The organism is Tardiphaga robiniae (assembly GCF_013359755.1).
Lineage (GTDB): Bacteria > Pseudomonadota > Alphaproteobacteria > Rhizobiales > Xanthobacteraceae > Tardiphaga > Tardiphaga robiniae.
Genome location: NZ_JABMCJ010000094.1, coordinates 574460 through 587717, shown reverse-complemented (window position 1 = coordinate 587717; position 13258 = coordinate 574460). Strand labels below are relative to the sequence as shown.

Genomic DNA, 13258 nt, shown 5'->3' with positions numbered 1-13258 from the left:
GGGATAAAGGCTTGCTTGAATTATTCAAGCCACCGCTGCCCTCGGAGAAGATGCATGACAGCCCCACACGATTTCGAACTCTACGGCTTCTGGCGGACGTCCGCGACCTATCGCGTCCGCGTGGCGCTCAACCTGAAGGGATTGGAAGCGCACGAGCGCGTGATCGACCTCGACAAGGGCGAGCAGCGCGGCGACGCGTTCCTCAAGATCAATCCGCTCGGCGCGATTCCGGCCCTGATCGAGCCCGGCCACCTGCCGCTAACGCAGTCGCTGGCGATCCTGGAATTCCTCGACGAGATCCATCCGACCCCGCCGCTGCTGCCGAGCGATCCACACGGCCGCGCCCGGGTGCGTTCGATCGCCGCGATGCTGGCCGCCGACACCCACCCGCTCATTACGCCGCGTGTGCGGAAATATCTCGCCATCACCGCCGGCTTTGACGATGCCGCAGTTCGCGCCTGGCTGGTGCACTGGTTCACCACGGGCCTCGTCGCCGTGGAGAAGCGCCTCGCCAGCGAGCCCGCCACCGGCCGCTTCTGTCATGGCGACGAGGTGACCATCGCCGACATCTGTCTGCTCAGCATCACCGCAACCATGAAGGTGCTGAAGATCGAGATTGCAGGTATTCCAACCATCAATCGCATCGTCGCCACCTGCGAGGCGATGGAGGCGTTTGCGAAGGCGGATCCGTTGAAGCAGGTGGGAGCGCCGGCAAATTGACTCCGCCCTCATCCTGAGGAGCCGCGCAGCGGCGTCTCGAAGGATGGCCACAAGCGTCGGCGCGACACCAACTCATGGTTCGAGACGGCGCTGCGCGCCTCCTCACCACGAGGGGCGGAGTGAAGGCATCGCACCAAACAAAAATGCCCGGCTTTCGCCGGGCATTTCGTAACCAGTCAAAGAATGCTCTCGCTTACGCGATCACTTCCTTGGTCTTTTCGGCGCGCTTGCGGTCGTTGGCATCGAGATGCTTCTTGCGCAGGCGGATTGACTTCGGGGTGATCTCGACCAGCTCGTCGCTCTCGATATAGGCCAGCGCCTTTTCGAGGGTCATGCGGATCGGCGGCGTCAAACGCACCGCTTCATCCTTCGAGGTAGTGCGGATGTTGGAGAGCTGCTTGCCCTTGAGAACGTTGAGTTCGAGATCGTTCTCGCGGGTGTGCTCGCCGATGATCATGCCCTTGTAGACCTTCCAGCCCGGCTCGATCATCATCGGGCCGCGATCTTCCAGCTTGAACATGGCATAGGCCACCGCTTCACCCTGGTCGTTGGAGATCAGCACGCCATTACGGCGGCCGGCGATCTCGCCCTTATAGGGCAGGTAGTCGTGGAACAGGCGGTTCATGATCGCGGTACCCTTGGTATCGGTCATGAGTTCGCCCTGATAGCCGATCAGGCCGCGGGTCGGCGCGTAGAACACCAGACGCAGGCGGTTGCCGCCCGACGGACGCATCTCGATCATCTCGGCCTTGCGTTCGCTCATCTTCTGAACGACCACGCCGGAGAATTCCTCATCGACGTCGATGACGACTTCCTCGACCGGCTCCAGCGTGTTGCCGTTCTCGTCCTTGGTGAGAACCACGCGCGGACGCGACACCGACAGTTCGAAGCCTTCGCGGCGCATGTTCTCGATCAGGATCGCGAGCTGCAATTCGCCGCGGCCCGACACTTCCATCGCGTCGCGATCGGCGGATTCGACGACCTTGAGCGCGACATTGCCTTCGGCTTCCCGCAGCAGGCGGTCGCGGATCAGGCGGCTGGTGACCTTGTCGCCTTCGGTGCCGGCGAGCGGCGAGTTGTTGACGATGAAGGACATCGACACGGTCGGCGGATCGATCGGCTGCGCCTGGATTGGAATTTCAACCGACGGATCGCAGAAGGTATCGGCGACCGTGCCCTTGGGCAGGCCGGCGATGGCAACGATGTCGCCGGCTTCGGCGAGTTCCACCGGCTGGCGCTCGAGGCCGCGGAAGGCCAGGATCTTGGTGATACGGCCGGTTTCGACGACCTTACCGTCACGCGACAGCACCTTGACGGCCTGGTTCGGCTTCACCGAACCGGCCGAGATGCGACCGGTGATGATGCGACCGAGATAGGGGTTGGCTTCCAGGATGGTTCCAAGCATGCGGAACGCACCTTCTTCAACCACCGGCGGCGCGACATGCTTGATGACGAGATCGAACAGCGGCTTCATGCCGACATCATGCGACGCGTCCGGGCTGTCGGCCATCCAGCCGTTGCGGCCCGATCCGTACAGAATCGGGAAATCGAGCTGGTCGTCGGTGGCGTCGAGCGCTGCGAACAGGTCGAACACTTCGTTGACGACTTCGGTGATGCGGGCGTCCTGACGGTCGACCTTGTTGATCGCGACGATCGGCTTGAGGCCGAGCTTCAGCGCCTTGCCGACCACGAACTTGGTCTGCGGCATCGGGCCTTCAGCAGCGTCGACGAGCACAATCACGCCATCGACCATCGACAGGATGCGTTCGACTTCGCCGCCGAAGTCGGCATGGCCCGGGGTGTCGACGATGTTGATCTGGACTTCATCCCACAGCACCGAGGTGCACTTGGCGAGAATGGTGATGCCGCGCTCTTTTTCGATGTCGTTCGAATCCATCGCGCGTTCCTGGACGCGCTGATTGTCGCGATACGTGCCCGACTGCTGCAGCAGCTTGTCCACGAGGGTGGTTTTGCCGTGGTCAACGTGGGCGATGATAGCAATGTTGCGAAGGTTCATAGGTCTTCTTCTGGTTACGGTCTGGGTGCCCTTGAGCGGGTTCAACAAGACATGCTCGACAACAAAAGGCTATGCCTTGCGCTCGAGCGCGTTCGATAACTGCCTCGTCTGAAAACGCGCTGGGGCAATCCCTCCAAAAGCAAACCCGGCCAGAAGGGGCCGGGTACTCGGACGCGTTGCGGCGCAATATAGGGGGAAATCGCCGAAAAACAATGCGAATCTGCCAAATGGTTAGCCCAATTTCGGGTCCAGAACCGTGGCCCAAAGGGCCATATCGGCCCGATCCCGCAAGGTAACGGTCATTTGGCCGCTTTGGCCGTCGATTTTGACGTGACCGAAGAACTGCATGCCGGCCGACGGGGGCAAATTCTGCTTATCGGGCCCCGGCGCCTTCACGAAACGGACCTCGGGACCGAAGGTATTGTCGAGCGCCGCCGGCCCGAAAGTTCCGGCGTGAAACGGGCCCGAAACGAACTCCCAGAACGGCTCGAAATCCTGAAACTGCGCCTTTTCCGGATTGTAGTAATGCGCCGCCGTGTAGTGCACGTCGGCGGTCAGCCAGACCGTGTTGCGGATACCGGCCGATTTGATGAAGCGCAGGATATCGGCAATTTCCAGCTCGCGGCCCCGCACTGGCCCGTCGCCCTGCGCAATGGCCTCAGACCCGGTTTTGTCGGCAGCGTTGTCATAGACGACGAGGCCGATCGGCATGTCGGAGGCGATGACCTTCCAGGTCGCCTTCGACGCCATCAGGGCGCGCTTCAGCCAGGCCATCTGCTCCGGGCCGATGAAATACGCATCCGGACCATAGCTCTCCTGCAGATTCGGGCCGTTGGGCCCGCGATAGCTGCGCTCGTCCAGCATGAAGACATCGAGATGCGGGCCGTAATTGAGCGTGCGATAGACGCGGCCAGGCTCCTTCGGATTGACCGAGATCGGATACATCTCGTGAAAGGCACGCGCGCCGCGCGCAGCCAGTAGCGTGATGTCGCGCTCCTTGTAAGACGACGGCAACTGCTTCGAGAGCGACCAGTTGTTGGTGACCTCGTGATCGTCCCACTGGCCGAAGATCGGGACCTGCGCATTGAATGCGCGGACATTGTCGTCCAGTAGATTGTATTTGTGCGCGGCGCGGAATTCATCGAGCGTTTCGGCGACCTTCGCCTTCTCCGGCACCGTGATGGTGTTCTTCCAGATCGCGCCGTCAGGCAGTTTCGTTTCAGGCAGGATCGGACCATCGGCGTAGATCGTATCGCCGGAATGGATCAGGAAATCCGGGTTGTGCTTTCGCATGGTGGCGAAGGTGACCATGCCGCCATCGTCAGCATTGATACCCCAGCCCTGGCCGGCGACATCGCCGCCCCAGACAAAGGACACATCGCGGCGATCCGCCGGCGCGGTGCGGAAGCGACCAATGACGGGCTCGCCGACAATCTCGATATGCGAGAGATCGCGGAATTTGACGCGGTAGAAGATGTCCTGCCCCGCGGGCAGATTATCGAGCAGCAGCTTCGCCGTGAAATCGCTCTCGGGCAGCGCCGTGATAGCCGGCAACATGCGCGCATTGCTGAAGGATTCGGTAGTGGCGACCTCCACCATCATCTGCGCCGGTCTATCCGCACGCGACCAGATCATGCCGCTGCTCGTCCCGACATCGCCGGACTGCACGCCATGCGACACGACCGGACGATCCGCCGCACGGCTGAGGTAAGGCATCGCCAGGAAGCTTGCGCCTGCTGCGGCTGAGTGCGCGAGGAAGCGACGACGGGATAAACGTAGTGCCATGGCGAACTCCTGATCCTGGCTCTGGCACCAGTGGCTCTAGGCAGATCGCTTGACGCTGCGATGACAAGTGATGCGCAATATCAACACCCGCCAAAGCAAGCTGCGAATGATTGGCAGCTTGATTGACACATTTGGAAATTTCACCTTAACGTGAACGCGACGGTTCCCTTCGGGGATCAAAAGGGAATGCGGTGAGGGGGATCCCCCGATTCCGCGGCTGCCCCCGCAACTGTAAGCGGCGAGCCTGCGCCAAGAGCCACTGGGTGTTCACCTGGGAAGGCGGCGACAGGCAGTGACCCGCGAGCCAGGAGACCTGCCGCCAGTCGTGGTCACACGCGAGCACATTGGGCGGGGTGTCCTGGTGGAAGTCACACTGCCTGTTTGAAAGCGGCAGCGAGACTTGGTTTGCGGTGACGTGCCACGTAACCGCGAGTCCTGTTCATGACCTCCCTTTCTCCCGTCGCATTGAAGCGACATACTCCCTTTCTTTATTCTGTTGCTCTCTCCTGCTTGTTGTGTCCGAGCGAAAGCTGGTCGCAAACCTCACAGTCGAGCCAGACGCTCGATCCAGTCGTCGTTCAGCCGTCAGCGACGCCTCAGCGCGCACGCCGCGCCACGAACGGCAATGCATCGCGCGCTGCGCGCTCGCGGCAGCAGCGCAATGTCGCCGCCAATACCGGCGCGCCGGTCGCCACGCCGACAGGCCCCGTCTTCGCAGCGCCGACGCTCAACCTCACCGGCATGACATCGACCGGCAGCCGTCTCGGCCTCACGCGCCTGCAGACGCCGGCCAGCGTCGAGGTCATCTCGGCAGAAACCATGGCCGAGCGCGGCCAGCAGAACGTGCTCGACGCGGTGACGCAGAACGCCACCGGCATCACCGCCATCGGAGATCCCGGCAATGGCGGCGTCGCCTACAGCACCCGCGGCTTCTCCGGCACGGATTCGGTGAAGATACTGCTCGATGGCACGCGGCTCTATGTCGGCGCGGGCACCGTGAACTTTCCGTTCGACACCTGGTCCACCGAGCGTATCGAGGTGCTGCGCGGTCCGGCCTCCGTGATGTTCGGCGAAGGCGCGGTCGGCGGCGCGATCAACATCATCTCGAAGATGCCATCATGGATTCCGCGCAATCAGGCCGAGATATCGCTCGACAGCAACATGGAACGCCGCATCGCCGTGGACAGCGGCGGCCCGATCAACAAGGACGTCGCCTATCGCATCACCGCCACCGGCAACATGTCGGACGGCTGGGTCGACCGCGGCAACAGCTCGAACATAGCGCTGCATGCTGCCGTGCAGGTCAAGCAGACCGAAGACGTGGTCTGGACGATCTCGACCGACTACGGCGATCGCCAGCCGATGCGCTATTTCGGCACGCCGTTGATCAACGGCCAGTTCGATCCGGCGCTGCGCTTCAAGAACTACAATGTAGGCGACAGCACCATCCGCTGGCAGGATAGCTGGAATCAGGTGAAGACCGAGTGGCAAGTGGCCGACGGCATCTCGATCCGTAACACGTTGTACTATCTGTACAGCAAGCGGCACTGGAAAGAGCTCGAAAATTATGCGTTCAATCCGGCCACCGGCCTGATCGACCGCAGCACCTATCTGGAAATCTTCCACGACCAGCAACAGATCGGCGACCGCTTCGACGCAACGTTCAAGGGCCATGTACTCGGGATGGCCAACGAATTCGTCGCCGGCTTCGACGTCAACCGCATCGACTTCAAGCGCTCGACCAACTCGCCCTATGGTGGATCGTCGTCGGTCGACGCCATCAATTTCAATCCTGGCCTGTACTTCAGTCCCGATCCGCTTACGTCGGACTTCTCCAGCGTGACCAACCAGTACGCGGTGTTCGCCGAGAACCGGTTGTCGGTCACCGAGCAACTGTCCTTAATCGCCGGCGTTCGCCAGGATCAACCGACCGTCGAGCGGACCGACGTTCGCAATGCCGCCAACAGCTACAGCCGGGACTATTCTTCGACCAGTTGGCGCGCCGGTGTGGTCTACACACCGATCAAGGATCTGGCCTTTTACGGCCAGTATTCGGTCGCAGCCGATCCTGTGGGCGGCCTAATCACGGCGAGCAATGCCAACGCCAAATTCGATCTGGCCACCGGCAAACAGGTGGAGATCGGCGTCAAGCAGTCGTTCTGGGGCGGCCGTGGCGAGTGGACGCTGGCGGGCTATCAGATCGTCAAGAACAACCTGCTGACGCCGGACCGAACCGACCCAACACTGACACGGGTCGTGCAGGTGGGCCAGCAGTCTTCGCGTGGCATCGAAGCCTCGATCGGCGTCTCGCTCGATTATGGCTGGCGCGTCGACGCCAACACCGCGTTCGTGCGCGCGAAATATGACGATTTCATCCAGAACGTGGGTGGCATCGCTGTGAACTACGCCGGCAATGTGCCGTTCAACGTGCCGCAGAACGTCACCAACGTCTGGGCAACCTGGGCCTTTGCGGCGAACTGGTCGGCCAATGCCGGCTTCCAGATCGTCGGCAAAACGTATGCAGACAATGCAAACACGCTGGAGATGCCGAGCTACACACTGGTCAATGCGGGCCTGCAGTGGAAGCCGGACGTCAACACCACAGTGTCACTGCGCATCTACAACCTGTTCGACAAGATCTATGCGACGTCGAGCTACAGCGACAATCAGTGGATGCTCGGTATGCCGCGCACGGCTCAGCTCGCCGTCAATGTGAAGTTCTGAGCTTGTCGCGCAAGCTGACACGCACACTCAGGCGGTGGCTGTATATCGGCCACCGCTGGGTCGGCATCGTCACCTGTCTCTTCTTCGCGATGTGGTTCATCTCCGGCGTGGTGATGATGTATGTCGCGTTTCCGGGCCTCTCCGACAAGGAGCGGCTGGCGGCATTGCCCGATATCGTCTGGGAGAAAGTGGCGCTCTCTCCCGACGAGGCGATGAAGGCTGCCGGTGCCACGCGCTATCCGCGCGAATTGCGATTGAACATGGTTGCCGACGAGCCGGTGTATCGGTTGACCGGCTGGGACGGCAAACGACAGGCGATCTCCGCCGTCGATGGCCGTACCATCACTGAGGTCAACGAACAGCAGGCACTTGCCGTTGCCGGGCATCATCCCGCCAGCAAGTCGCCTCAGCTCGACGAGATCGTCGATCGCGATCAATGGAGTGTCACCGCACGCTACGATCCACTGCGACCATTGTATCTGATCACCCTCGGCGACGATGCCGGCACCAAGCTTTACGTCTCCTCGCGCTCCGGCGAGATCGCGCTCGATACCAACCGCACCGAACGCGTCTGGAACTGGCTCGGCTCGATCCCGCACTGGATCTATCCGACCTTGCTGCGCAAGGACGGTCCGCTGTGGCGGCTCGTGGTGCTGTGGATCTCCGGCATCTGTTTGGTCGTTGGCGTTACCGGAATCTGGATCGGTATTCTGCGCGTTCGCCTTAAGCGACGCTATGCGAGCGGCAACATCACGCCCTATCGCGGCTGGATGGCGTGGCATCACGTCACTGGACTGATCGCCGGCCTTTTCGTGCTGACCTGGATGTTCTCGGGCTGGCTGTCGCTCGATCCCGGCCGTGTTTTTGCCGACCGCAATACGCCACGTGAGGTATTGCAGCGCTATGCCGGCCACGATGCGCCGACCATCGCTGTAACCATTCGCGCACCGGCGGACAAGGCCGCGGTCGAAGCGCGCTTCGTATGGATCGACGGCATGCCGCTGATGATCGTCGCGAAGCGCGACGGCACGAAAATAGCGATCAATCCGACAAGCGGCGAAATCGCAAGACTGCCGCAAGACCGCCTCTGGAACGCCGCAACAAAACTGCTTCCGGATTCGCGCCTCGAACGCCAGATAACCCTCGGAAAATACGACGCTTATTGGTACGCACACCACAATGACCGCGAATTGCCGGTGTTACGCGCCAAATTCGATGACGACGCGCAAACCTGGTTTCACATCAGCCCGGTCACCGGCGACATCCTCGGCCGCGTCGACTCAAGCCGGCGCACCTATCGCTGGCTGTTCAACGCGCTGCACAGTTTCGACTTTCAGTTGCTGCTGATGTATCGCCCGGCCTGGGACATCGTGGTGTGGCTGCTGTCGATTCTCGGCACCATCGTCTCGGTGAGCGGCGTCGTGATCGGCTGGCGCTATCTCAAGCGCTAAAGCGTTTTCGAGCGAAGTGGTCCCGGTTCGCGTGAAGAAAACGCGTCAAAACGAAAGACTCTAGACCGCGAGCGGCCGCGGCGGCTGGCGCAATTGCTCCGGCGGATTCATCGGCTCCGGCGGGATCATGCCGATCAGCGCCTTGCGGTCGGCGACGGCGTTGTGGAATTGCTCAAGCGCAATGTTGAAGGCTGTCAGCGTGCCTTCCTCGATGGCGCCGTGCTCGTAGCAATTCAGCGTATGACGCAGAATATCGTCGGCCTCCGCCTGCATCGTATCGAGCTCTTCGAGGGACTCGCTCTTGCGCGCGGCGGCAATCATGTCGAGCAGACGGTCGCGCTCCGACACATTCACGTTGCGCTCATCCTTCTTCAGATAGCTCGCGAACCAGGCGCCGATCGAGCCCATCGCCGAGAGCCCCATCAGGCTCCACCAGATGTAATCGCTGTAGCGATCGAGGAAGGTTTTCTCTTCGCCATCGACATAGGCGGCCGCGCCGGGATGCACGGGGATCACCGCATCCTTGTCGGTATCCGGCGTCTCGATCTTCGCCGCCAGCGGGAAGTCGTTGATGATCTGCTGACGGATCGCAAACAGCTGCCGCGTGAAGGCAGCAATGGTTACATCGGACAGGCTCTGCCGAGCCACGATGTGATGCGAGAAGCTGATGGTCTTGACGTCATCGTCCGGCCGCGCCGGCGCGCCGCCGAATGCGCCTGCAGGAATTTCCGATGATTCATACATCGGGAAATTCTGCGCGATGGCTTCAGCCGAATCGATCGCGAGGAAAGTCGGCGTGCCATCGCGGCTCGAGGCCTGGATCGCATCATTGGTGATCTTGCTGTTCACGGGACCGGCCGCAATGAACGCATCGACCTTCTGGTCCTTCACCGCCTCGGCCACCTCGGTGGTCGAGAACTGCACGATGGTGACCTTGGCAGGATCGACGCCGTATTGCCGCAGGATGATGTTCAGCAGGTTGACGTTGGCCTGCGTCTTGCCGATCACACCGACGCGGCGGCCGGCGAGCTGCGAGAATTTGGTGATCTTCGGCCCGGACTTCTTGCCCTTGGCGGCCGGCGGCACCCAGATCACAGCGACGTTCTTGCGCAGCGTGGCGACCGCGCGCGCATTCTTCGGCACTTCCAGATCGCCGCGGATGATCGCGAGATCGGCCTTGCCATCAGCAAGCGCCTTGGCGCTGGCAGTGGCACCTTCGGTGAGGATCGGTCGCAGCCGGACTGTATAGTGATCGCGCGAGAACGATTGCACCAGCGCCTGCACCACCTTGACGTCGTCGCTGTTCGGCGGACCGACGGCGATCCGCAGCGGTACCGGCTTCATGGCGAAGTAGTAAGCGCCAGCCACGGCAGCAACGATCGCCAGAGTCCCGGCCAGCGTAATCAGCGTCATCTTGCGCCGGATCGACCGCGGTGACGGCGGCCCTATCGGCCCGATAACATCGGGACCGTCTGCCATGGATCTGGAAAACAATCGCTTCAAATTCATCTGCGCCAAATGGGTTCGAGCGACAATGTAGCAAAGTTTCGGGTCGACGCGCCGTTCCACCGGCAGCATGGTTACCGGCGCGATTGGTTACTTTCCTGCATGCGCGGCATTTGCTGCCTTATTGTGGCATGGATCCCAACTGTGTCACCGGGCGTTAGAGTAAAGTTCAAGTGAAGCAGGAGGTTGGCATGGTGGAACGACTCTCGGCCGAGGCCCGCAAGGCGGCGCTCAAGGAGATCTCGGGCTGGAGCGAGGTTTCCGGGCGCGATGCCATCGCCCGGACCTTTACGTTCAAGGATTTCAACGAGGCCTTCGGTTTCATGGCGCGGGTCGCTCTGGTCGCCGAGAAGAGCGACCACCATCCGGAATGGCGCAATGTTTACAAGACAGTGGAGGTAGTACTGTCCACCCACGACGCCGATGGCGTCACCAAGCGCGACGTCGATCTGGCCAGGGCCATGAATACCATCGCCGGGCAACTCGGCCACTCCTGAGCGTTGCTGAATGTTGCGACGCCGGAGCCGGATCACCATTTACCGGAAAGGCTGCAAACTGCAGCGGTGAGGACATTGCCGATGGCAACCGACCACAGCGTGGGCTTCGAGCCAGCCGATGAACTGGCCAAAGACCGCGAAAGCGTACGCAAGCAGTTCTGGCACAAGCTCAAGCGACTGGCGGTCAAGCTGCCTTTCGCCGAAGACTTGCTGGCGGCTTACTACTGCGCCTTCGACCGGCAGACACCGCGCCATGTCCAGGCGGCGCTGCTCGGCGCCATCGCGTATTTCGTGCTGCCATTCGATTTCGTGCCGGACATGCTGCCCGTTCTGGGATTCACTGATGATGCCGCGGTGCTGGCCACCGCCTTGCGCATGGTGGCGAGCCACATCAACGCGGACCATCGCGCGGCTGCCAGAGCGGCCATCGCACGTGGGTTGGCGAAGGGTGAAACGGACGCGTAATCCGCGTCCGCCTCATTCAGTTTATGGATGAAGGATCACTTTGCCCATGGCCTGACGGCCTGCCAGTACCTTCAACGCATCGGCTGTCTTGGCTAACGGGAAAGTCCTGTCGACATGGGATGAGATCTTCCCTTCGGCCGCCCACTGCACCAGCTTTTCCAGATTGGCGCGGTTCTTCTCCGGATTCTGCCGTACCCATGCACCCCAGAACACGCCGCGGATGTCGCAGCCTTTCAGCAGCGCGAGATTGAGCGGCATTTTCGGAATGTCGCCGGCAGCGAAGCCGATCACCAGGAAGCGGCCTTCCCAAGCGATAGCGCGCAGAGAGGCTTCGGCATATTTGCCGCCCACCGGATCGAAGATGATGTCGACGCCACGGCCATCGGTCAACTTCTTCAGGCCTTCCTTCAGATCTTCGGTCGCGTAGTTCAGGCCGATATCCGCGCCGTGCTTCTTGGCGAATTCCAGCTTCTCGTCCGACGACGCGCAGGCGATGACCTTGAGGCCGAGCAGCTTGCCGAGTTCGCAGGCCGCGAGCCCAGTGCCGCCCGCAGCGCCGAGCACGGCCAGCGTCTCGCCGGGCTTCGGGCTGGCGCGGTCTTCCAGCGCATGCAGCGCCGTGCCGTAAGTGATGATCACGCCGGCAGCGCGATCGAAATCGAGATTGTCGGGAATCTTCACGGCGGATGCCGCAGGCACCGCGATCTTTTCACGGGCGCCATTGTGGCCCACAGATGCGACCACACGGTCACCAACCTTGAGGCCGGTCACGCCGCTGCCGATGCTCTCGATCACACCAGCGACTTCCGCAGCCGGCGAGAACGGGAACGGCGGCTTGATCTGGTATTTGCCCTGGATCATCAGGATGTCGAAGAAATTCAGCGCCGCCGCCTTGATGGCGATAACGACCTGACCGTCACCGGCAACGGGATCATCGATATCGGCGAGAACGAGATCATCGGGTTCGCAAAATTGCGAGCAGAGAATGGCTTTCATCTGATCATCTGACCTTCGGCTTGAGACAGTTGAAGGGAGTCATGCCGGATTTGACGGCGCGCTACAATCTGATTCGAGAAAAGGTAATTCCGCCACGCGGCCAACCGAGGAACCGTCCCATGTTCGAAACAACGCTGCTCGCCAACAAGCGTATTCTGGTCACCGGCGGCGGTTCCGGCCTCGGTGCGTCCATGAGTCGCCGCTTTGCGGAGCTGGGTGCCGAGCTCATCATCTGCGGTCGCCGACTTGAACAGCTCGAACAAACTGCAGCACAACTGCGTACCGACTTCAGCGCCAAGGTCAGCACCTTCACCTGCGACATTCGTGACGCAGCGGCGGTCGAGGCGATGATGGAGACAATCTGGCGCGACGGGCCACTCGACATCCTCGTCAACAATGCCGCGGCGACCTTCATCGCGCAGAGCGAGCATCTCTCCGCCCGCGCCGCCGACGCGATCCTCGCGCCGACGCTGCACGGTGCCATGTATTGCACCCTTGAAGCCGGACGGCGCTGGATCGCAGGACATCACAAGGGCGTGGTGCTGAGCATCCTCTCGACGTCCACCATCACCGGCCGCGCCTTCACCGTGCCATCGGCGATGGCCAAATCTGGACTCCTTGCAATGACGAAGTCGCTCGCGGTGGAATGGGGGCCCAAGGGAATCCGCACCGTTGCGATCGCGCCCGGCCCGTTCCCCACCGCTGGCGCGACCGGGCAGCTGCGACCTGAGGCACGCGACAGCGGCCCTGCGGCGCAGAACCCGCTCGGCCGAGTCGGCGAACACAGCGAACTCGCCAATCTCGCAAGCTTCCTGATTTCCGATCAGGCCGGCTACATCAATGGCGAGATGGTGGTGCAGGATGGGGGCGCACACCTGCGCGCATCTGGCGCAGAGGATCTGCTGCAGTGGAGCGATGCGCAGTGGGCAGCGCAGCGTGCGGCGCGTGCAAAAAACTGAGCAGAAAACTGAGGATGACTCCTGCGCCGTCAGCGCGCAGCAAGGCAAGGACTGCTATCCTTGCGGAGGTCACGTCTGCCTTTTCAAGAAAGCGATTTGCGGATATGGCAGACATCGTGACGTCAGCGGCTCCATATC

Annotated in this window: 10 protein-coding genes and 1 riboswitch; of the genes, 6 read left to right on the top strand and 4 right to left on the bottom strand. The window is 61.7% G+C overall.

Annotation, left to right across the window (positions count from 1 at the left end):
- Nucleotides 1-54 precede the first annotated feature (54 nt).
- Entirely contained in the window at nucleotides 55-720 is a 666-nt protein-coding gene (gene maiA, locus HP556_RS29100) for a maleylacetoacetate isomerase (protein WP_175369476.1), read from the top strand.
- Nucleotides 721-913: 193 nt separating this feature from the next.
- On the opposite strand, the gene typA is transcribed toward maiA, so the two are convergent.
- Together typA and HP556_RS29090 are read right to left on the bottom strand one after the other, a co-directional pair.
- Nucleotides 914-2737 (bottom strand): translational GTPase TypA, encoded by a 1824-nt coding sequence (gene typA / locus HP556_RS29095; protein ID WP_089266528.1) that lies wholly within the window; start codon nucleotides 2735-2737, stop codon nucleotides 914-916.
- Nucleotides 2738-2968: 231 nt separating this feature from the next.
- Nucleotides 2969-4522, bottom strand: coding sequence for an alkaline phosphatase D family protein (locus tag HP556_RS29090; protein WP_175369475.1), 1554 nt, complete (start codon nucleotides 4520-4522; stop codon nucleotides 2969-2971).
- 145 nt (nucleotides 4523-4667) lie between these two features.
- A riboswitch (cobalamin riboswitch) is annotated at nucleotides 4668-4857 on the top strand.
- 175 nt (nucleotides 4858-5032) lie between these two features.
- On the opposite strand from HP556_RS29090, the gene HP556_RS29085 reads away from it, so the two are divergent.
- Both HP556_RS29085 and HP556_RS29080 read left to right on the top strand, forming a co-directional pair.
- Complete coding sequence (locus tag HP556_RS29085; protein WP_338117630.1) at nucleotides 5033-7246, top strand: TonB-dependent receptor; 2214 nt, start codon at nucleotides 5033-5035, stop codon at nucleotides 7244-7246.
- Nucleotides 7247-7248: 2 nt separating this feature from the next.
- Nucleotides 7249-8697 (top strand): PepSY domain-containing protein, encoded by a 1449-nt coding sequence (locus tag HP556_RS29080; RefSeq protein ID WP_175369473.1) that lies wholly within the window; start codon nucleotides 7249-7251, stop codon nucleotides 8695-8697.
- A gap of 60 nt (nucleotides 8698-8757) precedes the next feature.
- On the opposite strand, the gene HP556_RS29075 is transcribed toward HP556_RS29080, so the two are convergent.
- A complete protein-coding gene (locus HP556_RS29075; RefSeq protein ID WP_089266522.1) occupies nucleotides 8758-10176 on the bottom strand; it encodes a TAXI family TRAP transporter solute-binding subunit in 1419 nt (472 codons plus the stop codon).
- A gap of 200 nt (nucleotides 10177-10376) precedes the next feature.
- Between HP556_RS29075 and HP556_RS29070 the strand changes: the two genes are divergently transcribed.
- Together HP556_RS29070 and HP556_RS29065 are read left to right on the top strand one after the other, a co-directional pair.
- Nucleotides 10377-10700, top strand: coding sequence for a 4a-hydroxytetrahydrobiopterin dehydratase (locus tag HP556_RS29070; RefSeq protein ID WP_338117629.1), 324 nt, complete (start codon nucleotides 10377-10379; stop codon nucleotides 10698-10700).
- Nucleotides 10701-10781: 81 nt separating this feature from the next.
- On the top strand, nucleotides 10782-11165 hold the full coding sequence (locus tag HP556_RS29065) for a YkvA family protein (RefSeq protein WP_175369471.1): 384 nt from the start codon (nucleotides 10782-10784) through the stop codon (nucleotides 11163-11165).
- Between the two features lie 21 nt (nucleotides 11166-11186).
- Here HP556_RS29065 and HP556_RS29060 read toward each other — a convergent pair whose 3' ends face one another.
- Nucleotides 11187-12161, bottom strand: a complete 975-nt coding sequence (locus tag HP556_RS29060) for an NADPH:quinone oxidoreductase family protein (RefSeq protein ID WP_175369470.1) — start codon at nucleotides 12159-12161, stop codon at nucleotides 11187-11189.
- Nucleotides 12162-12280: 119 nt separating this feature from the next.
- Here HP556_RS29060 and HP556_RS29055 point away from each other — a divergent pair, with 119 nt between their 5' ends.
- Nucleotides 12281-13120 carry an SDR family oxidoreductase gene (locus HP556_RS29055; RefSeq protein WP_175369469.1) on the top strand — a complete coding sequence of 280 codons (840 nt, stop codon included), beginning with the start codon at nucleotides 12281-12283 and terminating at the stop codon, nucleotides 13118-13120.
- Nucleotides 13121-13258 lie beyond the last annotated feature (138 nt).

What these genes read in the sequence shown, in the direction of transcription:
- maiA (WP_175369476.1), top strand. Translation starts at nt 55, where the DNA reads ATGACAGCCCCACACGATTTCGAACTCTACGGCTTCTGGCGGACGTCC.
- typA (WP_089266528.1), bottom strand. Translation starts at nt 2,737, where the DNA reads ATGAACCTTCGCAACATTGCTATCATCGCCCACGTTGACCACGGCAAA.
- HP556_RS29090 (WP_175369475.1), bottom strand. Translation starts at nt 4,522, where the DNA reads ATGGCACTACGTTTATCCCGTCGTCGCTTCCTCGCGCACTCAGCCGCA.
- HP556_RS29075 (WP_089266522.1), bottom strand. Translation starts at nt 10,176, where the DNA reads ATGGCAGACGGTCCCGATGTTATCGGGCCGATAGGGCCGCCGTCACCG.
- HP556_RS29065 (WP_175369471.1), top strand. Translation starts at nt 10,782, where the DNA reads ATGGCAACCGACCACAGCGTGGGCTTCGAGCCAGCCGATGAACTGGCC.
- HP556_RS29060 (WP_175369470.1), bottom strand. Translation starts at nt 12,161, where the DNA reads ATGAAAGCCATTCTCTGCTCGCAATTTTGCGAACCCGATGATCTCGTT.
- HP556_RS29055 (WP_175369469.1), top strand. Translation starts at nt 12,281, where the DNA reads ATGTTCGAAACAACGCTGCTCGCCAACAAGCGTATTCTGGTCACCGGC.